Annotated in this window: 21 protein-coding genes; 2 read left to right on the top strand and 19 right to left on the bottom strand. The window is 61.2% G+C overall.

All coding sequences use genetic code 11. The annotated features are described in order from the left end of the window. Positions 1-142: 142 nt before the first annotated feature. The 16 genes from QMX86_RS15455 to QMX86_RS15380 all read right to left on the bottom strand — a co-directional run bounded on the left by QMX86_RS15455 (position 143) and on the right by QMX86_RS15380 (position 18,002). Entirely contained in the window at positions 143-835 is a 693-nt protein-coding gene (locus tag QMX86_RS15455; protein WP_056784508.1) for a hypothetical protein, read from the bottom strand. Then, positions 832-2,022: a GNAT family N-acetyltransferase gene (locus QMX86_RS15450; RefSeq protein ID WP_122707092.1), complete on the bottom strand. Its 1,191-nt coding sequence runs from the start codon at positions 2,020-2,022 to the stop codon at positions 832-834. The genes QMX86_RS15455 and QMX86_RS15450 overlap by 4 nt, the downstream gene beginning before the upstream one ends. A 3-nt stretch (positions 2,023-2,025) precedes the next feature. Then, complete coding sequence (locus QMX86_RS15445; protein ID WP_073474287.1) at positions 2,026-2,715, bottom strand: N-acetyltransferase; 690 nt, start codon at positions 2,713-2,715, stop codon at positions 2,026-2,028. A gap of 61 nt (positions 2,716-2,776) precedes the next feature. Beyond that, a complete protein-coding gene (locus tag QMX86_RS15440) occupies positions 2,777-4,696 on the bottom strand; it encodes a hypothetical protein (RefSeq protein WP_282384097.1) in 1,920 nt (639 codons plus the stop codon). After that, the gene (locus QMX86_RS15435; RefSeq protein ID WP_110646478.1) at positions 4,693-6,000 is read right to left on the bottom strand and encodes an oligosaccharide flippase family protein; all 1,308 of its coding nucleotides are present in this window, start codon (positions 5,998-6,000) and stop codon (positions 4,693-4,695) included. Before QMX86_RS15435 ends, QMX86_RS15440 begins: the two co-directional genes overlap by 4 nt. Next, complete coding sequence (locus QMX86_RS15430; protein WP_122707096.1) at positions 5,997-6,998, bottom strand: polysaccharide deacetylase family protein; 1,002 nt, start codon at positions 6,996-6,998, stop codon at positions 5,997-5,999. The genes QMX86_RS15435 and QMX86_RS15430 overlap by 4 nt, the downstream gene beginning before the upstream one ends. 13 nt (positions 6,999-7,011) lie before the next feature. Continuing rightward, on the bottom strand, positions 7,012-8,148 hold the full coding sequence (locus tag QMX86_RS15425) for a glycosyltransferase (RefSeq protein WP_122707098.1): 1,137 nt from the start codon (positions 8,146-8,148) through the stop codon (positions 7,012-7,014). Then, positions 8,141-9,109, bottom strand: a complete 969-nt coding sequence (locus QMX86_RS15420; RefSeq protein WP_186565422.1) for a glycosyltransferase — start codon at positions 9,107-9,109, stop codon at positions 8,141-8,143. The genes QMX86_RS15425 and QMX86_RS15420 overlap by 8 nt, the downstream gene beginning before the upstream one ends. Further along, entirely contained in the window at positions 9,106-10,473 is a 1,368-nt protein-coding gene (locus QMX86_RS15415; RefSeq protein WP_282384104.1) for an O-antigen ligase family protein, read from the bottom strand. Before QMX86_RS15415 ends, QMX86_RS15420 begins: the two co-directional genes overlap by 4 nt. Beyond that, on the bottom strand, positions 10,470-11,561 hold the full coding sequence (locus tag QMX86_RS15410) for a glycosyltransferase family 4 protein (RefSeq protein WP_282384106.1): 1,092 nt from the start codon (positions 11,559-11,561) through the stop codon (positions 10,470-10,472). The genes QMX86_RS15415 and QMX86_RS15410 overlap by 4 nt, the downstream gene beginning before the upstream one ends. Next, positions 11,558-13,150, bottom strand: a complete 1,593-nt coding sequence (locus QMX86_RS15405) for a Wzz/FepE/Etk N-terminal domain-containing protein (RefSeq protein WP_056784537.1) — start codon at positions 13,148-13,150, stop codon at positions 11,558-11,560. Before QMX86_RS15405 ends, QMX86_RS15410 begins: the two co-directional genes overlap by 4 nt. A 16-nt stretch (positions 13,151-13,166) precedes the next feature. Continuing rightward, complete coding sequence (locus tag QMX86_RS15400) at positions 13,167-14,189, bottom strand: polysaccharide biosynthesis/export family protein (protein ID WP_016774099.1); 1,023 nt, start codon at positions 14,187-14,189, stop codon at positions 13,167-13,169. A 21-nt stretch (positions 14,190-14,210) separates the two neighbouring features. Next, entirely contained in the window at positions 14,211-14,858 is a 648-nt protein-coding gene (locus tag QMX86_RS15395) for a CpsD/CapB family tyrosine-protein kinase (protein WP_024012451.1), read from the bottom strand. Continuing rightward, positions 14,858-15,604, bottom strand: a complete 747-nt coding sequence (locus QMX86_RS15390; protein ID WP_110646483.1) for a sugar transferase — start codon at positions 15,602-15,604, stop codon at positions 14,858-14,860. The genes QMX86_RS15395 and QMX86_RS15390 overlap by 1 nt, the downstream gene beginning before the upstream one ends. Before the next feature lie 14 nt (positions 15,605-15,618). Next, a complete protein-coding gene (locus tag QMX86_RS15385) occupies positions 15,619-16,653 on the bottom strand; it encodes an NAD-dependent epimerase (protein ID WP_282384111.1) in 1,035 nt (344 codons plus the stop codon). Further along, positions 16,650-18,002 carry a UDP-glucose/GDP-mannose dehydrogenase family protein gene (locus QMX86_RS15380; RefSeq protein ID WP_016774103.1) on the bottom strand — a complete coding sequence of 451 codons (1,353 nt, stop codon included), beginning with the start codon at positions 18,000-18,002 and terminating at the stop codon, positions 16,650-16,652. The genes QMX86_RS15385 and QMX86_RS15380 overlap by 4 nt, the downstream gene beginning before the upstream one ends. A 388-nt stretch (positions 18,003-18,390) precedes the next feature. Between QMX86_RS15380 and QMX86_RS15375 the strand changes: the two genes are divergently transcribed. Continuing rightward, complete coding sequence (locus QMX86_RS15375) at positions 18,391-20,088, top strand: sulfatase-like hydrolase/transferase (RefSeq protein ID WP_282384113.1); 1,698 nt, start codon at positions 18,391-18,393, stop codon at positions 20,086-20,088. A gap of 114 nt (positions 20,089-20,202) precedes the next feature. Here QMX86_RS15375 and QMX86_RS15370 read toward each other — a convergent pair whose 3' ends face one another. Together QMX86_RS15370 and QMX86_RS15365 are read right to left on the bottom strand one after the other, a co-directional pair. Further along, positions 20,203-21,222 carry an AraC family transcriptional regulator gene (locus QMX86_RS15370; RefSeq protein ID WP_282384115.1) on the bottom strand — a complete coding sequence of 340 codons (1,020 nt, stop codon included), beginning with the start codon at positions 21,220-21,222 and terminating at the stop codon, positions 20,203-20,205. Then, a complete protein-coding gene (locus QMX86_RS15365; RefSeq protein ID WP_130929182.1) occupies positions 21,219-22,163 on the bottom strand; it encodes a LysR family transcriptional regulator in 945 nt (314 codons plus the stop codon). Before QMX86_RS15365 ends, QMX86_RS15370 begins: the two co-directional genes overlap by 4 nt. 97 nt (positions 22,164-22,260) lie before the next feature. Here QMX86_RS15365 and QMX86_RS15360 point away from each other — a divergent pair, with 97 nt between their 5' ends. Further along, positions 22,261-23,112: an AraC family transcriptional regulator gene (locus tag QMX86_RS15360; RefSeq protein ID WP_282384118.1), complete on the top strand. Its 852-nt coding sequence runs from the start codon at positions 22,261-22,263 to the stop codon at positions 23,110-23,112. Positions 23,113-23,449: 337 nt separating this feature from the next. Here the strand turns inward: QMX86_RS15360 and QMX86_RS15355 are convergent, their stop codons facing one another. Beyond that, complete coding sequence (locus tag QMX86_RS15355) at positions 23,450-25,423, bottom strand: alkyl sulfatase dimerization domain-containing protein (RefSeq protein ID WP_282384120.1); 1,974 nt, start codon at positions 25,421-25,423, stop codon at positions 23,450-23,452. Between the last annotated feature and the right edge of the window lie 35 nt (positions 25,424-25,458).

The following is a 25,458-nucleotide window of genomic DNA, read 5'->3' as shown; positions in this document are numbered from 1 at the left end:
CGCCAATCGCTTGTGAGAGCTGCGGGTGCAGCTACTGGCCTCTTCGCGAGCAGGCTCGCTCCCACAGGGAAACGCATTCCAGTGTGGGAGCGAGCCTGCTCGCGATGGCGTTATCAAAACCGCCGCAAATATTCAGCCTGAATCAAGCCTGCGCGGGCGTACTTACTACTGGTCTTTCCGGCTTGCGCAGCGCCTCCAGCCTCGACTCGCTGTAGCGCGTTTCGCGGAAGAAGCGCCAGTGGCCGAACAGGTCGTAAACATGCGTGATCCGCCCTTGTTCCTTATAGCCCAAGCGCACATGCATCTTCAGGGCCTGGATATTGGCGTTGTCACAGATATCCACCACCTTTTTATACCCCCCGGCGTCCATGACTTGCCAAAGTGCGGTCTGTGCGTCGACGGTCAAGGTGCTGCCGAAATAGGGCCGGGCAATTTCGGCACCGAACTGGAAGTACTCACCGGGCTGGATCGTGAACGTGTAGCGGTAGAAGTGCCGATCGTAATAGTCGCGGGTACTGGCCCAGACGAACCCGACGGTGTGGCCTTCCTGGTCCAGGTACATGTGCCCCGTGTGCCCTTCAGCGGCCAATTCGGCCATGGTCTGCACACGGTCACCAAAGTACTTGCCGAAAGCCTTGGCGTTGTCCTCGGTGATGTCGACTCTATGTAAACCTTCACAGGGGCGCAGTTTGTTCGGCGCGATCGGCGTGACCAGATCGCGCTCCATCCACAGCAATTCACGGTGAGCGAAGACATAACGTTTGCCGAAAGCGCCAAGGGTGCGGCGCAGGCCTTTTTGTTTGATGCGCAGAAGCAGTTTGTCGATGACGTTCATGATGCTCTCCGAGGCGCTAGCCCTGGTGTGGTGGATGATGTTGCCGGTTGAGTTGCGCAGGTATTTACCGCTTTCGGTTTGCCGGCACGCTGTGCGCGCCATTTTTGCAGGGCCGGTTTGACGCAGTACCAAAGACGCAGGCCCAGGCCCAGCAGCAAGCCACTGGGGCGCCATGAGTAGAAGCTCCAGCGCCAGTGTTCCAGTTGTCCGGTCATGCGCTCGTGCAGTTGATGACTGGAGTTTTCCAGGCTGACCCGCGAGGCATCGATCCAGTGCCATTGCTCGTCCAGGCCCCAGCGAATCCATTCCTCCAGCAGCACTCGACCACTGCCCAGATCGGCATGTTGCGGCAGGAACGCCAGGTTGTAGTCGTAGAGGCGGCCCTGCTCGAGCAGGCCCAGCCGATAACTGATGCAGCGGCCGTCCAGCTCCAGTGTCACCACTCGCACCAGCCCTTGAGCGGCGAGGGCGGTGAAGGCGTTCTGTATCCATTGACGACTGTGGTCAGTTGCGAAAATGCCGACGCCCTCGTCACCTTTCCAACTGACCGACTCGACTTCTTGCAACGCCTGTAAAACCGTAGGCATCGACAGCGCATCGGGGATGATGCGCCGCACTTGGGCGCCGCACGCGGCAATCCGTTTGCGCGCCCGGCGCAGTTTGTAGCGCGGGTCGCCGGAAACTTCCTGCTGGTCGGCGTCGCTGATCAGATGCACCGGCACCCGGCAACTCAGGCGCCGTTCAGCGGTGGAGCTACGCGCCATCCAATCGGTGAGGGCACTTTCTTCCCCGGCAGGTTCCGACAGTTCGTTGAGTTGCAGCAGCGCATGGGGCAGGCGCTGACGGATCAGCATCAGCGCATCGCGCATATCCTCTGCGCCGAGCAACGACAGCAGGGCCAACCGATCGGCCAGCGGATAACCCAAGTGGCGCAAGACGCGAAATGGCACGCCCGCGAAGCGTTCGCGGCTGGACACCAGGGGCAGGCACAGGCGCAAAGCCTCTGCTTCCCAGCCGAGCAGAACGTGCAGGCACTGATTCTCTTCCAACGCCTGTTCTGCCGCGCACAACCAGCCGAGATTGTTGAACGGCGTGTGGTCGGTCACGCGCAGGCGCAATGCCTCGTAGGCCGTCGCCGGGAAGTCGGCAGCGCACAGCGATGTGCGCCATTCGAATCGCATCGCCATGGTTCAGGCCGCCGTTGCTGGGACAGGTGGACGGGAAGTTTTGCGCAGTGCGTTCAGGCGCGACCCGCTGTAACGGGTTTCGCGATAAAAGCGCCAGCGACCGAACAGCGTGTAGATATTCATGATCCGCTGTTGTTCGGTATAGCCCATGCGCAGGTGCAGCTTGAGCGCCGGGATGTTTGTCGATTCACAGACATCGACCACTTTGCGGCAGCCTTTCACGGCCATGGCTTTCCATAAGCGTAGTTGCAGATCTACCGACAATTCGGTGCCCCAGTAGGCGCGAGTCAGTTCGCCACCGAACTCGAAAAACTCGCCAGGTTTCACCGGGAACCGGCAACCGTAGTAATGCCGATCAAAATAATCACGCGGCGAGCCCCAGATAAACGCCACGGCATCGCCATGCTCGTCGACATGCATATGCCCGGTGTGACCTTCATTGGCGAGTTCGGCCATGACGCCGACACGGTCGCCGAAGTAACGGGTGAAGGCGCTGGCGTTGTCTGCGGTGATCCGCATTAATCGCAGTGGCGGGTATGGTTTGAGGTTGTGCGGCGGCACGGGGCTGACCAGATCCCGTTCCATCCACAGCAGTTGCCGATGGGAAAAAATGTACATTCTGCGGATCTTCGCCAAGGTCGCTCGCAGACCTTTGCGACGGATATGTCCGCTGAGTTTTTTAAAGATATCCATGGTCTCTTCTCCTGATGAAAGTGCCGCGCGTAGCATCACGCTCGCAGGGCAGAAGGGCGGTTCATGAAGCGTTCCAGTTCAGGGCAAACAGGGTTTGCCCGGGTAATTCGAAACGCACGCGCCCGTGTTCGCAGGCAAATGGTGCGTCGCGGGCGCGATTGTCAGCGCCGAAGAAATGCAGGGCGCCTTGGTTGAGCGGGCACTTGGCACCGCTCAGAGCAACGCGTTGCAGGCGCGTGCCTTTGTTCACCCCGAGCAACGTGCGCTGCTCGTCGCCGGCCATCGCCAGTACGTCCACTTCGAAGGCGTCGTTATCCAGTTGCAGCACGTGCGGCAGCCAATGCCGGGCGATGAATTGCTGGGCCAGGCCCACCGGTTTCAGCTCGAAGCGATCGCCGGCCAACACGCGCACCATGCCCTTGGCGTAGGGCGGTTCGTCGGCCGCCTGAAACCAGTTGAGCATGCTCAGCAAGCCGTCCTGAGAAGCATTGATGACCACCGATGCCCACCACAGGGCGGCGTAATGAGTTTCCTGGTCGTACGGGCTCAGGCTCGAGCCACTGGACAGATTGGTCTGATCGAGCAGCAAGGCTTTGCGCGGCTGACCCTTTGCGTCGAGGCCGACCAGTTGCGCGGCGCGGCGCACGCTGTCGCGGTAGACGCGAGTGGCGAGCAGGTCGCGGATCATCCATTCGTGCCAGGCCAACGCGTCAATCTGATCGGGCGCTTCACTGAGCAGACGCCGTGCCCAATCGATCCCGCGTTTGTCTGCGGCGTTATTGGCGAACGGGCCGTTGACCAGACGCGAAGTGGCCGGCATGGCGATGCGCACACCGGCACTGGCATTGGCCGGATTGCTGCGCACCTGTCGGGCCATGCTGACGAAAATCGAGCGGTATTCGTCGTAGCTCGAATAGTTGAGGTTCGGCTCGTCGGCGAAGCCGATGTAATGCGTGCCTTGACCACCCAAGGCACGAGTGCCGGCGAGCCACGTCTCAAGGCCGTTGCTGCTTTGCACATCGGCGCGCAGATTGGCCTGACGCCCGGTGCCGGCGAGCAGGGTGATGTCCTGGCGGATGCCGAAGCGCGTCTGATAAAGCTGACGAACCGGGTCTTCGAAGCGGGCACTTTTCGACGTTATGTCAACGTAGCTGTAGTAGCTCGCCGCACTCGGTTTCAACGCATCCAATGCGGCATGACTGCTCGCGGGCGGCATCAGATTGGGCAGCGCGATGCCCAGATCCGGAGTGCGCCCGAGCACCATGGCGTGCAGGGTCAGGCGGACCTCACCCGATTCTTCATGCACTGGCTGCAGCTGCTGCGGATTCTGCGCAAACAGGTTGGCCGTGCCATCGAGCCAGAACGCCGCTTTGCCGCTGCCCTGCAGGCGCAAGCGCCAGACCTGAGGCCGGTCACTGACCGGCAAGGCCACTTGATCGAATTGCCAATAGGCGCGGTGGGGCTTGAGGGCCAGCGACAGCTGTTGTCCATCGTCCTCCCGCTGTGCTTGCAGCGCGTTGACGCCGCCATGGTATTTGCCGTTCAGCACCGCATGCTCTCCCGGTGCGACCTGGAAAAACAGCTCAGTACCATTGCGGGTTTCGACGCTGAAATGCACTTTGGCCGGACTGAACAGCGCCACGGTGGTTGCGTCATGCTCGACGCGGTAACTACGGAAGCTGTAGCCGGGAATCTCCAGGCGATAACCGGCAGCTCCCGGCACCAGCGGCCAGCTTTGCGAACCGCGAACCTCACTGGCCTTGATGAAGCGATCACCTTGCAAGCGGCCATAGCCGTCAAGCAGATAGATATGCTCTTCATTGGCCTCGGCCTGCCACGCCGGAACCCAGCGCACGGTGACTGTATCCGGGCGGTCGGCTTGCAGATACAGGCTGCCGTCGCGAATGTCGCCCCACTGCATCGGCGCAGCGAAGGCGTTCAGCGTCATGCCGAGTCCGAGCAGCAGGGCCAGGCGCTTCATGCGGCTTTCCTGCGGTGCAGCATCAGCCACATCGGGCTGAGGTCACCGGGCAGAATGAACAGCGTGTGCCAGAACGGCACGCCGCTCAGCCTGCAATAAAGCACCAGCATCGCCAGGGTCACTGCCAAATAGGCGATCGAGGACGCCGCCGCTGCGCCGACGATGCCGTAGCTGGGGATCAGCAGCAGGTTCAGGCCCAGGTTGAGCAACGCCCCAACCCCCATCATCAGCGAGACCGTGGCAGGGCGGTTCTTACCGATCAGGTCCAGGCGCAGAATGCTTGCGTAGCACAGGCCCAACAGCCCCGGCAGCAAAGCCAGCAGTGCCGGATACGCGGGTTGGTAGGCGACGCCGAACAGGGTGATGATCAGCCATTCGCCGATCAGCGCCATGGTGATGCAGGCGCAAAGCATTACCGTCGCGGTCAGGCGCAGCGCCAGCGGCGTGACCTTGTCCATGCCCTTGTCCTGTTGCAGCAGACGCTTCATCAGCGGTGTGGTGACCGCTTCCGGAACGATCAGCAACAGTTCAGCAGCGGCGCTGGCCATGGCGTAATGGCCGAGCGCGCTGCTACCGAGCAGGGCGCCGATGAACAAGTAATCGGAGCGCAGGATCACCTGTTGGAACAGCAGGTCCGGATGGCTGCGTGCACTGAATTTCAGCAGCTCCTTCTGGCTTGCACGATCCCATTGCAGTTGCAGCGGCTGTGCGCGTTTGAGCCACATCCAGCCCACCAGTACCACCAGGCTGATACCGGCCAGCCAACTGATGAGCGCCGCTTCGAGTGCCGCCTCTTTCCACATCCAGAACAGCGCAACAAAAAGCAGTAATGGTGCCAGCGATTCGATCAGACGCAGGACATTGAAGGCGACCACGCCACCCGACGCGTTGTGCAAGGTCAGCAGGCCGCTTTTGAGCACGGTCAGCGGTACCGCCAGCAACAACAGCCACGCCAGCAGACCGAGCTGCATCGTGACGTCGAGTTCGCTGCCGAATTCTCGCGCCAGCGCCACCACCAGCAACGTCAGCAGCCCGGCCAGCAGACAACCGAACACCAGCACCTGGGCGAGCAACAGCCCCATCGGCCGCTGGTTAGCCGCTTGATAACCGACCGCTGAATTCAGGCCGCCGCTGGTCGCCGCACTGATCAGATCCGGCAGGGTGCTGAGCAGCGCGAACAGACCGCGTTCGCTCGGCCCGAGAATCCGCGCCAGCAACACATTGCGCAGCAGGCGCAGGGCGATCATCGCCAGTTTGGTGCCCATGCTCAGGGCTAGGTGTTTGATGTAGCTGCCGCGACTCATGGCCGTGCCCCGCGAAAGATCCGTAGCGACAGCAGCTCCGGATTGCGCGCGGTACGTTGGCTGACGCCGAAGCGCGGCAGGTTCAGCGGGTCGCCGACGCCGCGATAGAGTCCGGTGGACGTGCCAAGCGCAAACGGATAATCGTGATTGGCGACCTGCTCGCGCACGCGCTCATCGTTGTCGCCGTTGGGGTAGCAATACACCGGCAGTGGCCGATTGCAGCCATTGTGCAGGGCGTCGCGGCTGCGGCTGATTTCTTCGTGCAGACGCATGTCATCCAGGCCAGTGAGGATCGCATGACTGGCGCCGTGGGGGCCGAAGCGCACCAGACCGGACGCTTCCATGGCGCGCACCTGATGCCAGTCCAGCGCTTGTGGCAGAGAATCCGGCGGACACTCATTGGTCAGACGTTCGAGTTCCTGCGGATCGAGGCTCTTCAGCCCTTGCAGGTAATGCAGCAGTGCCAGGCTGCGCCGGTCGACATCGATATCGTCGAGCAGCACCGGCAGCGGATGACCGGTGATGCGCAGGTGCTCGATCAGGTGCATGCGCGCCTTTTCGCCATGGCTGCCCCACAGCGTTTCACCGACGCTTTCCCACCAGAACCGTTGCCGACTGCCAATGAAATCGGTGGAAAGAAAAATGCTCGCCGGCACCTGATATTTTTGCAGCAGCGGATAGGCATTAACCGCGTTGTCACGCCAGCCGTCATCGAAGGTCAGCGCCACGCGCGGGCGCTCGGTGCGCAGGGCGTTGGGCTGCAACAACTCCATTAGCGGCACGCAATCGAAATGCTTGCGCAGCCATATCAGCAAGTGTTCGAACGCCTGCGGGCCGACACACAGTTCATTGCGGTGCGGCAGGTTGGCGGCACGGTCGTTGGCCAGCACTCGGTGGAGCATCAGGATGACTCCGGCCCCGTGCAACTGGCTGCGCCCCACGGACGAGTTGAGATAGAGCCAGCCGCTGGTGCGTTTTATCAGTTGTTTGATAGCCATGGCATGCGCCCTCTCAACGATTCTGGTCAGGATTCCACTGTGCGTACCGTTGCCCGCGCAGGAACTGCCACAGGCCGACGCTCATGCCTGCCAGCGTCACCAGCAGGAAGGCCGCGAGGCGGAACGGTTTCGGTAAACGGTGTTGCGAATCCATCAGGCCGGCGATGGCAATCGAGTAACCGAGCAATTGCGCGAGCAGGCTCAGGCGATAGAAACCGTGCTGGTTCCACAGCCAGAAATTGCTCAGCAGCAGCGGCAACAACAGCACCGGCGCCAGTCGACGAATCAGTTTGTGGCTGATCAATGCGATCGAATACAGGCCGTGCTTGAAGGGATTGAGCAGTTCACGGCGTTGCGCCAGGCTCTGCAGGCCACCGACGGTGACCCGCTGGCGGCGACGCCATTGCTTGTCCGCTTCGTCGACGCCCTGATCGATCACCTGCGCCTCGGGCACGTAGACGATGCGTTTATGCGCCACCGGTGCGCAGGTACTGATGAAGAAATCATCGTTGACCTCGGCCGGCACGGTCTGGAACAGCTCGCGACGCAAGGCGAGCAGGGCGCCGTCGGCGGAGACCATGCAGCCGGTGCGATTCTCGACCCGGCGCAACCAGCCTTCGTAATGCCGATACAGGCTGTCGCCGATGCTCAGGCCGCCACCGGTAACCGGGATCACCATGTGCCCCGCGCAGGCGCCGACCTGCGGATCGCTCAACGGCGCGAGCAAGTGGCCGAGGGTGTCGCGCGACCACTGGTTGTCGGCATCGGTGAACACCAGAATGTCGCCGCTGCTCAGGGCGGCGCCGGCATTCAGCGTGGCGGCTTTGCCCTGGCGCGGCAGGTCGAGCACGGTGATGCGCGGATCAATCACTTTGTGCGCGCAAGCCACGGTGTCATCGGTCGAACCGTCGCTGGCCAGAATGATCTGCAACGCGGCCGGCTGATAGTCCTGAGCCAGCAGCGTGCGCAGCTTGTGCTCGATATGGCGTGCCTCGTTGTGCGCGGCAATCACGATGCTGACGTGCAGCGGCGGTGCGGGGGCATGTCGCCAGGCCGGGAACAGTGGCGCGAGCAAGGTGAGCAGCAGCGGATAGCCGATGTAGGCGTACGCTGGCAACAACAGGCACAGGCAAAAAATGAGTTCAGCCACGGGCAGGCCTCCTTGCATTCCAATGACACAGACCGAGAATCAATGCTGCGCTTGCCAAGTGCAGGCGCACCCAGTGCAGGCCCCAGAGCTGCAAGGTCAGGCTGAGGTTATGCTGGCGAATGCTTTGCCGCAGGCTGAGCAGCAGACTGGGCAGCAGGCCTGCCATCAGCAGCAGTAACGCCTGCTGCGCGTAGCCGCCCAGCAACGCAAGAATCGCCAGAGCATCAATCAGCCACACCAGTAACGAGAGCAGCGGAAACCGCAGCAGACGCAAGCTCATGCCGTGGGCCCGGACCAATTGCAGATGACTGCCCTGACGCCACAGTTCCTTGCCGACCCATTCGCGCCAGGTCATTTCGTAGCCCCAATGCAGAGCGACGCTGGTATTGACCGACAGCAGACGAGCACCGTGTCTGTGCAGACGCAGGGTGTATTCCTTGTCCTCGCCGGTGCGCAGGGTTTCGTTGAATCCGCCGACGTTGTCGAACCACTGCTTGCGCATCAGCAGGTTGGCACTGGGCAGCCATTGCACAGTGCGCGTGGCGCCACCCGACGGGCGCAAAGAGCGGCGCTGCCACGCGGCGGCGAACCATGGCGCGGCAGCAGGGGTGTGCAGGTCGAGGCCGAAGACGTCGCCCTGGTCGCCCGCAGCCAAAGCCAACATCTGCTTCAACCAGTCTTCCGGCATCTCGATATCGGCATCAATGAACGCCAGCCATTCACCACGGGCAACCGTTGCGCCACGATTGCGCAAGGCGCCGATCAGCAGGCCGGGCAGCAGCAGAACCTGCGCGCCGAATGCGCGGGCAATCTGCGGCCCTTCGTCGGTGGAGCCGTTGTCGACGACTATCAATTCACAGTCGATGTCGGCTGCGTGCGCGGCCTTGCTGGCGGCCAGCAGCGTTCGGCCGATGTGCCGGGCTTCGTTGAACATTGGAATGACAATGCTGATCCGGCTCATGCTTTGGCCTCCGTCAGCGCTGCCTGCTCGGCTTTCAGGCGCAGCACCCAGGTCAGCGCCAGCATGATCCACAGGTATTTCAGGTTCGGCGCACTGAGGAACATCAGGAACAGCGTCAATGACAGAAAGCTCATGCCCAGATGGGTAACCATGCCTGCTTGCTGCCACTCGCGCCGTTGCAGCCAGGTGCGTCGTGCGCGGATCAGGTTGTAGAAACCCTGCACCAGCATGCCGACAAACAGCAGGCCGGCGGGAATCCCCAGTTCGCTGAAGATCTCCAGATAAGTGTTATGCGCCCGGCGATACAGGTCGCCGATCTTGCGGTTGGCCGAGAACGCCTTGGCATAACCGGTGGTCGCGTAGTGCAGCGGAAAGGTGCCAGGCCCGGAGCCGAGCAGTGGATGCTCGCGGATGATCTGGCTGCCGACGACAATGTAGGAGGCGCGTCGACCAAGGGATTCGTCCTGAGCCTTGGCCCCGGCGCTGAGGATGCTCAGCGATTGAATGCGTGCCAGATAACCGGCCGGCATCGCATAGATCGCCAAGGGCAGGATGATCGCAGCACCGAGCATGGCGAAGCCGAAATGCCGTGGACGAATGCGGGTCAACTGCTGGCGGTAGTGCCAGACCCCGATTGCCAGACTCAACGCCAGTACGACCAGCCCTGAGCGAGACTCGGTTTTGGTCATGCCGCCGAGCAGCAACAGACAGCAACCAGCCCAGAACAAACGGTGCAGCAGGTTCGGGCTGCGAATCACCAGCAGCAGGCCCAGCGGCACGGCGAAAGCGATCAGCAGGGCAAAGGCATTCGGGTCTTCGAGCAGGCCGGCGGCGCGGCCCTTGTCCTGGAATCGGCTGGAAAACATCGCCATCGCGCAGGTCGCGCTGACACTGAGCGTGACCAGTCGGGCGAACAGATCCAGATTCAACTCACGGCCGATCAACAGGGTGATCACGAACAGGACCAGACCCACGCTCAGTTCACGCAGATGAGTCTGCGACATGCCCAGATTGTCGCTGGCGAACAGGCTCAGCAGGTACAGCGCCATGAAACCGATCAGGTAACGCCACAGATTGCTGCGCAGGCGCTGCGACGGAATCTGATGCAGCGCCAGTTGCAGCATCACGATTACCGCCAGCGAAGCACCGATCAATTTGCTGCCCGATACCGAGCTGTCCTTGAAGAAACCTTCGAACGGCACCAGCGCGGCAATGCCGAGCAGGCCCCAGGTCGGCTTGCGGTACAGAACGGTGAAACCGACCAGACCAATAACCGCCCCCGGCGCCAGATACGGCCAGGGACTGGCCAGCAGACCGAGGCTGACCAGGGCGAACAGACTGACGATCGAGAGCGGGAAAATCATGCGCGTGTCTCCCGTGCCGTTTGGATGTACAGCTGCGACCAGCGTTCGGCCAATGCCTTGAGGTCGTAGCGCTCCTGTTGGGTGCGTCTGGCGTTGTCGCGCAACTGCGCGGCCAGCTTCGGTTCGGCCAGCAAGGTGTCGAGCTGGCGGGCGAGGGCGGCGGTATCCGTCGGCGCCGCGAGCAGGCCGTTGTGACGATCCTGCAAGACATCCGGAATACCGCCGACCGCGAACGCCACCACCGGCACGCCGGCCTGCATCGCTTCGAGCAGAATCATCGGCGTGCCCTCGGTGCGCGAGCTGATCACCAGCGCATCGAGTTGCTGCCACCAGCCTTGCATCGCCGTCTGGTAGCCCGGCAAGCGAATCCGCCGCTGCAACCCGGCAGCATCGATGCGCGCCTGCAAGGCCTCGCGTTCCGATCCGTCACCGAGCATCACCGCGTCCAGTTGCGGATGCTGGTGACACAGGCCGATCAGCGCATCGAGAAACAGATCCGGGCCTTTTTCGCTGCTCAACCGGCCGACGTAACCGGCCAGCCAGCGTTGCCGATCTGCCACCGGCTGCATTGCCGGTGCTGCTGGCAAACCGTTGGGAATCACCTGCAACTTCTCCGCGCTCACGCTGGCCTTCAGATGCAGCGTGGCGATGCTGTGCGCCACGCACACCACCCGTTTCACCGACGCCGTGCGGCACAGTTGCAGGCTCAGCCAGGTGTAGAACTTCTGCTTGCGACTGCGCGGCGTGAAGCCGTGCTGGGTGATCACCAGCGGCAGGCGCAACAGCGTGGCGCCGACCCAGCCGAACAACAGCCCTTTGAAGTTGTGGGTGTTGAGCAACGGTTGGTCGCCACGGCGCTGACGCAAGTGCCGCAGCAATTCGCCGAGCCCGGCACAAGCGCGAGCGTCCACCCCAGCCTCGCGGAAGCGCGAGATCAGCTCAGGCGGTGCGTCGAGGAACAGCACCTGGTGCTGCCCCGGCGTGGCCAGGCAATGATCCAGCAACATCCGCTCGGCCCCGTAGAAGCCGCCGCTGCTGAGCAAATGAATGATCGGCAGGGCGACGATTGGGGTGGACACCGCGTTCAATTGCGCACCCAGTGAACCAGGCTTGGCATGGTCCAGTTCTTGTGCGGATTGCCCGGCTGCGACGTTTCTTCGTTGAGCACCAACAACACTGGCACGCCCAGTTCATGGCTGATTTGCGCCGGATGCTTGAACCGATGGTCGAAGAACTCACGCACGTAGACGAACGCGATTGCCAGCAGCAGCCCGGTGAACAGCCCGAACGGAATGATCAGCATCGGCTTGGGAAAAGCCGCCTCGGTCGGCTCGAACGGTGGACTCAATACCCGGGCGTTGGACAAGTCGTTGTCCAAAGCGCGTGTCGTGCTGCTCTCGGCGAAGCGTTGCGCGTAGGTGGAAAACGCTGCGTGCAAGGCGCCGATCTCGGTGTCCATCTGGCGCAGCTTGCTTTGGGTCTGCTGCAACTGATGGATGCGATTCTTGAACTCGGCAATGCGCGCGGTTTTCTGCTCGATGACCTGGCTCACCACCGACAAGTCGATTGTGCGTTCCTGGATGCGGTTGTTGACCACTTTGAGGAACTGTTGGCGGGTGCGGGCAATTTGCTCGCGGGCCAGCAACATCGGCTCGCTGCCAGGCTGGAATACCGCCAGGTCATTCATATAGCGGCTGACTTGAGTGGTCAGCGCCTCGCCCATCTGCCTGATCTCGCGGTCCTCGAAGGCAATGTTGTCCACCGTCGTGGTGAAGGTGAACGGGAAGGTGTAGTCGTTGAGCTTGTTGGTGTTGGCGGCGGCCAGGCTGGTTTTCAGATAATCGAGCCAGCGCTGACTTTGCAGCAAGCGATCGCGATACAGGTTGAGTGCCTGCTCTTCGGTGTTGATTGCGTTGAGGCGAAAGGTGATTTCCTCTTTCGGGTCGGAAGAACCGACGCTTTCCAGCAGGCTCAGCCGCGCGCCTTCTAGACCATCGAGGCGCACCTGATACTGATGCTTCTTGGTTTCGTAGAACGAATGCGGCAGCTCGATCGACTGCAACGCCTGACGATCGACCAGATAGTTCTGCAGCAACGCGGCAACAAACGTTGTGCCCTGGGCCGGATCGGGAAAGCTGTAGACGATCGAGATCACATTGGAACCCGGCAGGGTTTCGATCTTCAGGTTGTCGATGGCGTCCTGGGTCAAACCGTCCAGTGCCGTGTCGCGCACCGGATCGGTTTGCATGCCCAGCGCATCACGCAGCGGATTTATCACGTATTCGCGCAGCGGCGTGCTGACGTAACGCTTGAACGGCTCGCCCGCCAGCTTGCTGAGCATCCCCGGCGGCGGGTTGTACTGACCCATGTCGCGCAGTTCGCTGATGGTCTGACGGATCAGCGCCGGCGAACGGAGGATATTGCTTTCGGTTTCCATGTCCGCCAGCGATGGCGGAATGAAGGTGGCGCTGTCCTGGGTCAGCGAGGTGGTCGCATCGCCCTGAGACAGCTTTTTCGACTGCACGATGACCTGCGCGGTGATATCGAAGCTCTGTTTGAGCAGCAACGGCAGGAGCAGGGCGATCACTGCAAAGGTCAGGAAGATGCGCTTCACCGTTTGCTTGTTGGCGAAGAAAATCCTGAAGAACTCGTGCAGGTAATTTTCTTTTGGATTCATGTCGGTCACCTGAGAGTCAGTTGTCACTGCCTTTGTTGTCGACGCGGTAGCCGAAGCTGAAACCGACGCCCTGGAACAGCACCACATCAGCCAGTTGGCGGGCGAGTTCGCCGGCGCTGGCCAGTTTGGTTTTTGGCACGTAGAGCATGTCGTCCGGCTGCAGATACGCGATTTGTGGCGCGTCACCCGACAGTGCTTTCTCGACGTCGTAGTTCATCGCCTGCACCTGATTGCCGTTGCGCCGCATGATCACCACCGAATCCAGCCGCGCCTTGACGTTGGTGCCGCGCGCCAGAGTCAGCGCCTCAAGCACCGACACCGGCCGGCGGATTGGGTAGGAGCCCGGTTGTGCGACTTCGCCGAGCACGTAGATCTCGTTGCCGGCGGTGGACTTGAGCAGCACGTCCACGGTCATTCGCCCCGGCAGTTGCGCGTATCTCTGATTGAGGAAGGTTTCCAGCTGATTGACGGTCATGCCTTGCAGCGGCACCGCGCCGATTTCCGGAAAACTCGCGTAGCCATCAGTGCCGACGGTGATCTCGCGGCTCATGCCGGTGGCCGGATGGTTCAGCGCACTTTTAAGGTTCTGCTCGTTGCTCAGCGGGCTGAGAATCTGTACCGAGAGCTGATTGCGGTTGGGTTGGAACAGTTGCTTGCGCTGATACGCACGCTGGATTTCCTGACGGGCTTCTTCGCTGGTCAGCCCGGCGATTTTCACCGAGGTGTTGGCGCCCGGCAGTTCGATAGTGCCGTCGGGCAGCACCAGTTGCGTGCCGTTGAGCTGACTGGCGGCGGTGAAATTCAGGCCGATCTGGTCACCTGATTGCACGCGGTAAGCGTCCGAACCGCTGGTGCTGATGTGAAAGATCACATCCAGCACGTCTTTCGGGCGCAGGGTCTGTTCGACCCGCGGCATGTCGGTGGCCTGGGCGTTGGCCGGTGTGGCGGTGAGAATATTCACCGGCATGTTGCGGGTCTCGGAAGTGCTGGTGCAGCCCGCAAGCGGCAGCAACAGCAGGACAAGCATTCTGGCGTTCATGGCGTCATCCTTTGCGTTCGCTTACAGGTTTTTGTAAAGCCATTTGGGCATGTAGTACTTGCGCCGGTTGAACACGCTGCCGACCACTTTCGCCCCGGCCTGAGTCAGGCGTTGCACAGCGGCCTGGGCGACTTCCCAGCGGGTGTCTTCGGCGCGCACGACAAACACCACGCCGTCGACCTGAGTGCTGATGACCAGGGTGTCGGCGGCGGAATACACCGCGTCGCCGTCGATCACCACAAAGCGGTACTGGCTGCCCAACTGGTCGAGCAACGGGCTCAGGCGCTCGGCGGTCAGGTGTTCCAGCGTGCGGATCGGCCGGCCGTTGGGCAGCACATGGAAGGGCAGGCTCGAGACCTGCACCACGCAGTCCTGCAACAGCGGCGGGTTGCCCGGGTTGAACAGCAGGTCGCGCAGGCCGCGCTCCTTGCCGAGGTTCATCTGCTGGGTGAGGTTGTTCGCCGACTGGCTGGCATCGACCAGCAACACCTGGCCGCTGCTCATCTGCGCCAGTTGACTGGCCAGTGCCAGCGCGCTGGTGGTGGTGCCGGCGCCGGGGTTGGCGGCGGTCAGGAACAGAATGCGCAGATCGAGATCCAGCACGGTCGAAGTCAGATTCGATTCGCTGGGGCTGGCGATGCTCAGGCTTTTATTGGTTGAACCGTCCATTAGCTTGCTCCGTGGCCGCTGAATACTTTGAAGGGGGTTTTCAACAGAATCTTCAGATCAAGCAGAAGGCTCTGCTCGGCGATGTAGCTGAGGTCCAACTCAACGCGCTGGTCGAAGTCGATGTTGCTGCGTCCGGAGATCTGCCACAGACCGGTCATGCCGGGGTAGATCGCCAGACGCGCGAGGTGATTGTCCTTGTAGCGGTAAGCGTTGAACGAGGTCGGGCGAGGGCCGACCAGGCGCATGTCGCCGGTCACTACGTTGATCAGGTTGGGCAGCTCATCGAGGCTGGTGCGCCGCAGAAAACTGCCGATGCCGGTGACGCGCGGGTCTTTGTCGATCTTGAAGTCGATGGCGTCTGCCCCGTGCTTGTTCAGGTGGCGCAGCGACTCTTTGAGTTCTTCGGCGTTGCTGACCATGGTGCGGAACTTGAACATGCCGAACTTGCGCCCGCGATAACCGGTGCGTTTCTGCACGAACAGCACCGGCCCCGGGCTGGTGAACTTGATGGCCAGGGCCAGGCCCAGCAGCACTGGCGAGATCAGCACGAGAATCGTCAGCGCACCGAGGCAGGCGACCACCCGATTGGTCCGCGACAGCTGCCATGGGCGGCCGCCATCGCGGCCGCTGAGCCAGCCGCGACCCTGACGGTGAATCGCTGCGTCGAGGCGCATGCGATGTTCCGGGTCGACGCGCTTGTCAGGGCGCATCTGTGCAATCGACACACTTCTTTCATGTCCAGTCATGGCGTCCTCCGCATTCAATCAGCCGCAAGCGGCGCACGGGCAGTGGGGTAGTAGTCGCGGAACCAGGCGATAAAGCGGCCCAGTCCTTCATCCAGTTCTATCCGGGGCTGGAATCCGGTGGCCTGGGCCAGATCGCTGGCCTCGGCGCAGGTGTTGAGCACGTCGCCCGGTTGCAGTGGCAGCAGCTCGACAATGGCTTGCTGATCGAGATGTTTTTCCATCAGCGCGAGGTAGGTTTTCAGCGTGACCGGCTGCTGCCCGCCGATGTTGAACAGGCGCCACGGCGCCATGCTGCTGGCGGGGTCGGGCTGTCCGCGATCCCACTGCGGATTGGCTTGCGGTGGCTGATCGATGAGGCGGGCGATGCTTTCGATGATGTCGTCGATGTAGGTGAAGTCGCGCTGGTGCTCGCCGTAATTGAACAGTTTCAGCGGCTCGCCTTCGCTGATCGCCCGGGCGAACTGGATCGGCGACATGTCCGGCCGGCCCCAGGGCCCGTACACGGTGAAAAAGCGCAGGCCGGTGCAGGGAATGCCGAACAGATGGCTGTAGCTGTGCGCCATCAGTTCATTGGCTTTTTTGGTCGCGGCGTACAGCGACAGCGGATGGTTGACGCCATCCTTGACCGAGTAAGGCGTGTGTTGATTGGCGCCGTACACCGAACTCGACGAGGCGTAGATCAGGTGTTCGACCGGGTGGTGGCGGCAGCTCTCGAGAATGTTCAGGAAACCGTTGAGGTTGCTGTCCAGATACGCCCGTGGATTGTCCAGCGAATAACGCACCCCGGCCTGCGCGGCCAGATGAATCACCACTTGCGGCTGCTCGCGGGCAAACAATGCGTCGATCGCCGAAGCGTGGGCCAAATCCACCGTGGCCAGCGGAAAATCGCCGACCTGCTCGCGCACCCACTGCACGCGGTCGTGCTTGAGCTGCGGGTCGTAGTAGTGGTTGAAATTGTCCAGGCCGACCACCGAATGCCCGTCGCGCAGCAAGCGCAGGACGCAATGGGCACCAATGAAACCGGCGGCACCGGTCACCAGAATTTTCATGGCCGCAGCCCTTCAGGGGCGATGTGGCGCAGACCGATGCCGCTGTAATGCAGGCCGGCGGCGGCAACCTGTTCCGGGTTGTACAGGTTGCGCCCATCGATGATTACCTTCGAACGCAGTTTCTCGGCGAGCAGCTCGAAATCGACTACGCGGAAGTTTTTCCACTCGGTGCAGATCACCAGCGCGTCGGCGTCTTCGAGGGTATCGTCGCGGGTCGCGCACAGGTGCAGGTCGTTGCGGTAGCCGTAGATGCGCCGGCACTCGGACATGGCTTCCGGATCGTAGGCCTGCACGCTGGCGCCTTCGGCCCACAACGCGTCCATCAGATAACGGCTCGGGGCTTCGCGCATGTCGTCGGTGTTCGGTTTGAACGCCAGGCCCCAGACGGCGATGGATTTGCCGGCCAGGCCTTGCGGGAACTGCGCGCGCAATTTGCTGAACAGGATGTGCCGTTGGCTGTCATTGACGTCGGTGACGCTGCGCAGCAGTTTCAACGGCATGCCGTTGTGTTCGGCGGTGTGCAGCAGGGCACGCAGATCCTTGGGAAAGCACGAGCCACCGAAGCCGCAGCCCGGATAAATGAAGTGGTAGCCGATGCGCGGGTCGGAGCCGATGCCTTTGCGCACCGCTTCGATGTCGGCGCCGAGCAGCTCGGTGAGATTGGCCAGTTCGTTCATGAAACTGATGCGGGTGGCGAGCATCGCGTTGGCCGCGTACTTGGTCAGCTCGGCGCTGCGGTTGTCCATGAACATCAGTTTTTCGTGATTGCGGCAGAACGGCGCGTACAGCTCGCTCATCTGTTCGCGGGCAGCGTCGTCGCGGGTGCCGATGATGATCCGGTCCGGGCGCATGCAGTCGGCGAGGGCGCTGCCTTCCTTGAGAAATTCCGGATTGGAAACCACGCGCACCTGCAGCTCGGTTTTGCCGCGCAACAGCAATTCACTGGTCGCAGTCGCCAGAACCTGGTCGGCAGTCCCGACCGGCACCGTGGATTTGATGATCAGCGTACGATCAGCCTCCATCAGGCCGGCGATCTGCCGGGCGACGTTGAGCACATGGCTGAGATCGGCGGAGCCATCCTCGTCCGCCGGGGTGCCGACGGCGATGAAAATCAGCTCGGCGTGAGTCACCGCATCACTGGCCTGAGTGCTGAACAACAAGCGCCCGGCCTTGATGTTTTCTTCAAGTGTTGCGGACAGGCCTGGTTCACTGATGGGCGGCACCGCTTGTTGCAGTTGTTTGATCTTGTTCGGATCAATATCAATGCATAAAACCCGATGGCCGACATCGGCAAGTGCAGCGGCTTGTATAAGTCCGACATAGCCAGTGCCAAATACGCTCACGTCCATCTGCGCACCTCAATAAAACCAGAAAAGTTAATTACGGATGAGATTGATAAAGGGGTATAGCGCAGGGTTTGGAAAGCGTGTCAGCAAAATGACATGTTGCACGGGTATAACACTTGAGGCGTTTTTGGCGATTGGCCATCAAGTCATTGCTGCCATTGAATTTGTTGATTTCTTGCAGATTTGTTCAGATTTTATTTAACCGACAGACGGTCTAAGTCCCCGAAATTAAAGGCTTTCACCGCTACCGGTGTGTCAGATTTGAGTCACCGTTTTTTTGACGCTTTCCCCGCCTATCAGTCATTTCTTGCGCTTTGATGGCCGGGTGCTAGTGTCAGGATCTGACCGACAAACCTTTGACATTTGCCCTTTTCCGATCACCGGTATCGCCATGTTCAAATACGCCAAGGAATTGCTCTTAGTTGCCCATCTGTTGCTCTTTTCCGACTATTACGTGGATCGGTTAAATGCTATTGGGTGGGGTTTTAATGTACTTGTTTTTGGCGCGATGTTTTTGGCGCTTACTTTCGCGTTATATCTAACTGCCTATATACGTCAGGCTCTCGTTCGACATGCATTCGCATTAACGATGTTTGCCGCAGCGGTTTTTTTTGATGTTTACACACGGGTTACCGCGGATTACCTGAGGTACAGCGATTTTGTCTCGCTGGTGTACTCCGGCGGCTTCATTCAGGAAGCGGCCTATCAGTATCGCGATGCGATCCTGCGCGCGGTGCTCAGTGGCTTGCTGCTGTTGTTCGGCATCGGACTCAAGCCGCGTCATGCGCAGTTCATACCCAACACGTTGCGGGTCGCGGCGCCCCTCGTCGGCGTATTGATGCTCAGCGGATTGTTGTTTCTACGAGCGGGTGAGGGCGCACGTGGTCTGCCGATCATGTACACGCCGCTGGCCTACCTCAACCTGTTTGCCTACGAAGCGTTGCATGACACCGTCGGCCCGCGTGAATCGGTGACGCTTGCGCGCGCCACGTCTGCCGTCGGTCATGACATCGTGCTGATCATCGACGAAAGCATTTCCGGCAATTACCTCGACATCAACGCGCCGTTCGGCGTGCACAGCAACCTCAAGCAAGCGCCGGCCGGGGTCGATGTCTTCAACTTCGGTTATGCCGCGTCCATTGCCAATTGCAGCGCCGACACCAACGTCACCTTGCGCTACGGCGGCACCCGCGCCGACTACAGACGCATCAACAGCACGTTGCCGTCGATCTGGCAGTACGCGAAAAAGGCCGGGCTCGGTACGGTCTACATCGACGCCCAGCGCACCGCCGGCAACCTGCAGAACCTGATGACCGCCGCTGAGAAAAACGACATCGACAGTTTCGTGCAATTCGACCAGACCAGCGTGCGCGACCGCGACATGGCGGCAGCGGCGAAGCTGATTGAACTGCTCAACGACGATCGCCCCGAGCTGATCGTGATCAACAAGGTCGGCGCGCATTTTCCGGTGCATGACAAGTACCCGGACGCGTTCATGGCCTACCGGCCAACGCTGCCCCGCGGACAGTTCACTGAAGTCGCCGACACTGGCGAACGCACCGGTTTCAACGGCCAGCCGGATGACTGGGTGCTGTATCGCAACGCCTACAAGAACACGCTGTTGTGGAACGTCGGCGAGTTCTTCGCCCGGGTGTTTGCCCAGGCCAACCTGAACAACGCGCTGCTGATCTACACCTCCGATCATGGCCAGGATCTGCATGAGCGCGGCAATCCGGGCTTGAATACCCACTGCGGCGGCGACCCGGTGGAAGAGGAGGGGCTGGTGCCGCTGGTGGTGATCCAGGGCCGTGGATTGCAGACGCCGGACTGGGCGGCGAATCTGCCAGCAAACAAGGACCGCTCCAGCCACTACAACATCTTCCCGACACTGTTGCAGGTGATGGGCTACGACTTGGCCGCGATCGAAGCGGTGTATGGCAAACCGCTGAGCGTGCCGACGGCGGATGAGTTCACTTTCAACTACCGCTTCAATGCGCGCTTGGGCGCCAAGCCTGAGTGGAAGCATATTGATCTGGGCAGCATCGTTACGCCTGAGCGGGCACCGGCGAGTGTGGCTGCGGGGCAATGAGTTTTGAGTTGCTCGGGCGGGCCTCTTCGCGAGCAGGCTCGCTCCCACAGGGGATTGCATTCCAGGGTGGGAGCGAGGCTGCTCGCGAACAAGTCGGGACAGGCTGCGACAGTCTCAACCCTTGTTGAACCGCGCCCGATATTCCCCAGGCGCGCACCCCAGCCAGCGCGCGAAAGCCCGGTTGAATCCCTGCACATCGCTGTAACCCAACCGATCCGCCACTTCGACCAGCTCCAGCGCCCCGGACTGCAACAGGTCCTCGGCCCGATAGCGCCGATGCTCATCAAGCAGTTCGCTGAAAGTCCAGCCCAACGCCTTCAAACGCCTTGCCGCCGTGCGCTCAAGCACATGCTGTGTAGCACAGAACTGCTGCCAATCCGCTGAAGCCAGATCTTCGATCAGAAAATCGCTGAGCTGTCCGAGCAAGGTAGATTCACTGAGACGTCGGGTCTGTTCCAGCAGATCGACAAGCGTTGTTTCCAATGCCGGATTACCCGGTGTCAACGGCATCACGAACAGCTGAGGATCCAGATGAATCGCCGCGCATGACTGCTCTGCGCTCACCGGGGTGCGCAATGCCGATTGATGCTGCTCGCGGCTTGCCGATGCCAGTGCCACACCCAGCACCGGATCACCGGGCACGCCGCTGGCGAGCAACTTGCGTCGCACCAGGCTGCACAGGCTGACGAGGATGTAATCGGTCAGCGCCGCCGGAGCGTCAAGACTGCCGGCTTCGACCAGGCGCAGTGTTACGCCGCCATCTTCACGCAGGATTTGCACACGGAAGTGTCCGTTGAAAAACGCAAAGTACTTGGCGAAAAACTCACAGGCACGCTCCAGCGACACGGCGACATCGAACAGATAGGTCAGTCCATTGGTGGCCGTCGAAACGAAGCGTTGACCCGCCGCCAGACCGATCAGTGGATCGCCGCTCTGTTCCACAGCAAACGCCCAGAAGCGCCGCGACATCAGCAGCGGCATGCGCGTGAACGGCGTGCGCAGATCGAACAGGCTGCGGCGCAGTTGTGCTTCGATTGCGCCTTGGCTAATGCCGCGCGCGAGCAATTCTTCAATGGCCGGCAGCAGGGTCGGCGCGTAAAAAGCGTTGGCGGGTTGCGGATGGGTTTTGCTCATGTTGTGCGCGCGTCTCCCGTCGCTCCGTTAGCCGCCAGCAAACGCTGATCGACGCTGAGGATCGCCTCGATCATCGCCCGCGCTGCTGGCGTCAGGGTAAAACCGGCGCGGCTGACGATGCCATAACCCAGTTGCAGCGCCGGCTCGTCATGGGGGACGTCGACAAAGTCGAGCAGCTCGATCAGGCCGCGATCAAGTTGTTCACGCAAGGCCTCAAGCGTGGCGAGCCCCACCGCGTCTGAACGCAGCACTACGCGCTGGATCGCGTCAAATTGTGCGCACTCGACGCTCGGGGTGAAATCCTGCTCACCGAGGATATCGGCGAGCACCTTGCGGATCATCGGTGGAATGCGCGTGCCGACGATCGGGTAATCGAGCAGGGCGCGCAATCGCAGGTCTCGTTGCGCGAGGAGCGGATGGCCGGCGCGACAGAAAAACCGTCCCGGCCGCGTGCGCAGCAGGTGCACCTGATACTGCGGATCGCTGACAAAGTGTCGCGCATCGGCGACGAAAAACTCGATCTGCTGCTCGCGCAACCACAGCGTCAATTGCTGCCAGTCGCCCTGATGAAACCGCGTGCGAATCGCCGGATGCGCATCAATGAAGTCGGCCAGCGCTTCCGGCACCAGCACTTGCGCCGGATACGGGCCGCAACCGAATTGCAGTTCGCCGCCGGTGAGGCCGTTGTATTGCGTCAATTCGTTGTGCAGCGCCTGACTGCCAGCGAGCAGGCGCCGCGCATGTTGCAGCACCAGTTCGCCTTGCCCGGTCAGGCGAAACTCACGGCTGCTGCGCTCGACCAGCTCGCAGTCAAGGTCACGCTCCAGAGTCTGGATGCTGCGGCTGAACGCCGGTTGGCTGAGGTTGATCGCCTCGGCGGCGCGACCGAAGTTGCGGTAATCAGCGAGGGCGACCAAATGGCGAAGTTGGCGAAGATCCATCATGCGTCTCCTGCATTTTGCGGATACTTTTAATGCATTGGATCGATAGCACGTCCGCTGGCATAAGTACACGCCTGTTCTTCGATGGCACGCCTTCATGTCTCAGTCTCTGTTCGCCTCCAGCGCGTTTACCCGCACGATTCTCGCGCATGCCCGCCAGTCCGGACTGTGCCCGCAACGCTTGATGGCGCGCGTGGGGATCTGCCCGTCAGTGCTCGCCGGGCAGCATCAATTGATCGCCGCACAAGCGGTTGAACAGTTGTGGCGTGAGTGTGAATGGTCAGGGGTAGCGCCGACGTTTGGCTGTGAACTGGCCGACGGGATGGCGACCGATTGCCTGCAAGGACTGAATATTCTGCTCGACTCGTCCGCGACCTTGCGGGCCAGTCTGAAGTGCTTCATCGACTGCTTGCCAAGGGTGATCAATTACGTTGCGGTGGAACTGGTCGAGGCGGGCGACGTGGCTCATTTGCGCCTGCGTTCGCTGCAGGGGCAGCTCCATCATTTCGCCCTGGATGCGGCGGCGATAACGCTGGTGCGCAACATTGCCCGTCGACTCGGCGGGGCGCCTGGATATTTGTTTGTCAGTGTCAGCCTGCGCCCGGCGCAAATGGCCGGTGGCTGGCTGCGTGGAGTGGGCATCGCGGTGGAGCAGGGCGAGCAGCTGTGCCTGACTTTGCCGCGATATAGCCTCGATCAGGCCTTGCTGGGCGCCAACCCGTTTCTGCACCAGAGCATGCTGCGTCACTGGCACGTTGAAACTCGCGCACCTGCGCGTGAGGACAATCTGACAATGGCGCGGCACTGGCTGACGGCGGGTGATCAACCGATCGAACGGATAGCTGAGCGGCTGGGTTATCGCCAGCCGAGCAACTTCATCCGCGCGTTTCGCAAACAGTTCGGGATTACGCCGAAGCAGTTTCGGTTGAATCCGGGGCAGGTTTGTTGAAAGCACGATTGAGGTGATTGATCGTTATTGAGGGTGCCAACAAGATTTACCCCCTCACCCCAGCCCTCTCCCCCAAGGGGGCGAGGGGGAAAGGGAGCCGATCTTCATGGCGTTCGGAATCTGAGTTCAACTCGGTATCCCACGTCGGCGTATCTCGTACATCCAACACGGTCAGTCCCCTCTCTCTCCGGGAAGGGGGCTTATGAATCATGGGAGCTGATGTGCGTGTTATTCAAAATTGCATTCAACTCGTTATCCCACGTCGGCGTATCTCGTACATGCAACTCGGTCGGTCCCCTCTCCCTTTGGGAGAGGGCTAGGGTGAGGGGCTTTTGACTTACGGCGTGACGATATTGAACTGCGGCCCGAACGTATCCAGGCTGCCCATCAATAATCCGAATTTCTGACCATTGCCCTGCAACTTCACCAGTCCTTTTTGCATCGCCGTCGGGAAGTCCAATTGTTTCAGGCTGATCTTCTCCAGCGTATCGCGGCTCAGGCTGACGCTCGCATCCGCCGCCGGATTCAGACCGGCACGGTGAGTCAGCACGCCATTGCGCAAGGTCAGGGTGAAATCCCTTTGCACATCGTCGAACGTCCAGTTCAGCGTCAGGTCATGGGCCACGGCTTTGTCGCTGTCCAGGCGTACCGCGAGGTAATCGAAGAACATTTCCGGACTCATTGCCCGGACCATATCCACCGACACGGTATTGGCTGACTGCGGCGGCACGCCGTTGCGCAGCTCCATCGCACCGGTCAGGTACATGTTGCGCCAGGTGGCGTTCTCGCTTTGATAACCCAACTGCTCCAGCGTCTCGGCTTGAGCCTTGCGTGCATCCGCGTTGTCCGGATCGGCGAACAGCAACTGGTTGCCCAACTGCGCGGCCCATCGGTAGTCAGCGCTGGCCATCGCACTGCGCATTTTCTCCAGCACCGACGCGGTACCGCCCATGGCCTCGACCGAGCGTTTAGCCGCATCGACCGGGGGCAGCGGATTGAGGTTGGCCGGGTTGCCGTCGTAGAAACCCATGTAGCGCTGATACACCGCGCGCGTATTGAAACTCAGCGAGCCGTAATAGCCTCGGGTGTACCACTTCTGATCGAGCGAGCCGGGCAGTTTCTTGATTGCTTCGGCAATTTCCAGCGGCGTCAGGCCCTGGTTGAGCAAGTGCAAGGTGCGGTCGTTGATGAACGCGTACATGTCGCGCTGATCGGCGAGCAGAGTACGAATCCGCTCGCCACCCCAGGTCGGCCAGTTGTGCTGAGCGAACAGCACGTCGGCCTTGTCACCGTAGCGCATGAGGCTGTCGTCGAGGTATTGCGACCAGGCTTTGGCGTCACGCACCTGCGCACCGCGCGGGGTGAGGATGTTGTGCATCATCTGCGTGGCGTTTTCGGCCATGCACAGGGCTTTCAACTCCGGTAGATAAAGGTTCATTTCCGCAGGCGCTTCGGTGCCCGGGGTCAGCTGGAATTCGACTTGCAGGCCAGCGATGGTGCGGGTTTCCAACGGCTCGGCAATCAGATCGGTAGGCGCAATCAGTGTGACCGTGCCACCGCTGGGCGCACTCTTGCCGAGGCCGGCATCGACCTGACCTTTTTCACTGCGCGGCAACAGGCTGCCGAACTGGTACTGCGCGCGGCGGCTCATGGCATTGCCGGCCATGACGTTCTCGCTCATCACGTGTTCCATGAAGCCGACCGGCGCGTAGACCTTGACCTTGCCGGACTTGACATCGGCCTCGTCGATTACCCCGCGCACGCCGCCGAAATGATCGACATGAGTGTGGCTGTAGATCACCGCGACGACCGGTTTGCGCGGGCGATTGGCGTAGTACAGATCCAGCGCCGTCCTGGCGGTTTCGGCCATGGTCAGCGGATCGATGATGATCAACCCGTCGTCACCTTCGATGATGGTCATGTTGGCGAGGTCGAGGCCGCGCACCTGATACAGCTTGGGGCTGACCTCGAACAGGCCGGCGTGGGCATTGAGCTGGGCCAGCCGCCACAGGCTCGGATTGACCGATTCCGGCGCCTTGTCTTTGGCGAGGAAGTCATAGGCATTGACGTTCCAGATGACTTTGCCGGCGGCATCCTTGATCTGACCCTTGAACGGTGCGATCAAGCCTTTGCTGACGGATTCGAAATCGGTGCGGTCGCTGAAAGGCAGGGTTTGCAGGACGGCAGCGTTGCTTGCGGCGGTTTGCATGCTCGGCGCAACCGGACCGTCAGCAGCGAGCAACGGTTGGCTCAGGCAAGCGGTGATCAGGCAGGTCAGCAGGCCGCGCGGGCTCAGGATGAAACGGGGCATGGGTGTCTCCGGTTTTTTATCGTTATGGCCGAACA

It is taken from the genome of Pseudomonas sp. PS01270, from assembly GCF_029959775.1.
GTDB classification, from domain to species: Bacteria; Pseudomonadota; Gammaproteobacteria; order Pseudomonadales; family Pseudomonadaceae; genus Aquipseudomonas; species Aquipseudomonas atacamensis.
The sequence above is the reverse complement of the archived record's forward strand: the minus strand, read 5'-3'. Positions and strand labels throughout refer to the sequence as shown.

Excerpts from the sequence above, each read along its gene's own strand:
- QMX86_RS15450 (WP_122707092.1), bottom strand. The coding sequence starts at position 2,022 with ATGGCGATGCGATTCGAATGGCGCACATCGCTGTGCGCTGCCGACTTC.
- QMX86_RS15445 (WP_073474287.1), bottom strand. The coding sequence starts at position 2,715 with ATGGATATCTTTAAAAAACTCAGCGGACATATCCGTCGCAAAGGTCTG.
- QMX86_RS15430 (WP_122707096.1), bottom strand. The coding sequence starts at position 6,998 with ATGGCTATCAAACAACTGATAAAACGCACCAGCGGCTGGCTCTATCTC.
- QMX86_RS15415 (WP_282384104.1), bottom strand. The coding sequence starts at position 10,473 with ATGATTTTCCCGCTCTCGATCGTCAGTCTGTTCGCCCTGGTCAGCCTC.
- QMX86_RS15365 (WP_130929182.1), bottom strand. The coding sequence starts at position 22,163 with ATGGATCTTCGCCAACTTCGCCATTTGGTCGCCCTCGCTGATTACCGC.
- QMX86_RS15440 (WP_282384097.1), bottom strand. The coding sequence starts at position 4,696 with ATGAAGCGCCTGGCCCTGCTGCTCGGACTCGGCATGACGCTGAACGCC.
- QMX86_RS15405 (WP_056784537.1), bottom strand. The coding sequence starts at position 13,150 with ATGAATCCAAAAGAAAATTACCTGCACGAGTTCTTCAGGATTTTCTTC.
- QMX86_RS15370 (WP_282384115.1), bottom strand. The coding sequence starts at position 21,222 with ATGAGCAAAACCCATCCGCAACCCGCCAACGCTTTTTACGCGCCGACC.
- QMX86_RS15395 (WP_024012451.1), bottom strand. The coding sequence starts at position 14,858 with ATGGACGGTTCAACCAATAAAAGCCTGAGCATCGCCAGCCCCAGCGAA.
- QMX86_RS15385 (WP_282384111.1), bottom strand. The coding sequence starts at position 16,653 with ATGAAAATTCTGGTGACCGGTGCCGCCGGTTTCATTGGTGCCCATTGC.
- QMX86_RS15355 (WP_282384120.1), bottom strand. The coding sequence starts at position 25,423 with ATGCCCCGTTTCATCCTGAGCCCGCGCGGCCTGCTGACCTGCCTGATC.
- QMX86_RS15380 (WP_016774103.1), bottom strand. The coding sequence starts at position 18,002 with ATGGACGTGAGCGTATTTGGCACTGGCTATGTCGGACTTATACAAGCC.
- QMX86_RS15400 (WP_016774099.1), bottom strand. The coding sequence starts at position 14,189 with ATGAACGCCAGAATGCTTGTCCTGCTGTTGCTGCCGCTTGCGGGCTGC.
- QMX86_RS15390 (WP_110646483.1), bottom strand. The coding sequence starts at position 15,604 with ATGACTGGACATGAAAGAAGTGTGTCGATTGCACAGATGCGCCCTGAC.
- QMX86_RS15455 (WP_056784508.1), bottom strand. The coding sequence starts at position 835 with ATGAACGTCATCGACAAACTGCTTCTGCGCATCAAACAAAAAGGCCTG.
- QMX86_RS15435 (WP_110646478.1), bottom strand. The coding sequence starts at position 6,000 with ATGAGTCGCGGCAGCTACATCAAACACCTAGCCCTGAGCATGGGCACC.
- QMX86_RS15375 (WP_282384113.1), top strand. The coding sequence starts at position 18,391 with ATGTTCAAATACGCCAAGGAATTGCTCTTAGTTGCCCATCTGTTGCTC.
- QMX86_RS15420 (WP_186565422.1), bottom strand. The coding sequence starts at position 9,109 with ATGAGCCGGATCAGCATTGTCATTCCAATGTTCAACGAAGCCCGGCAC.
- QMX86_RS15360 (WP_282384118.1), top strand. The coding sequence starts at position 22,261 with ATGTCTCAGTCTCTGTTCGCCTCCAGCGCGTTTACCCGCACGATTCTC.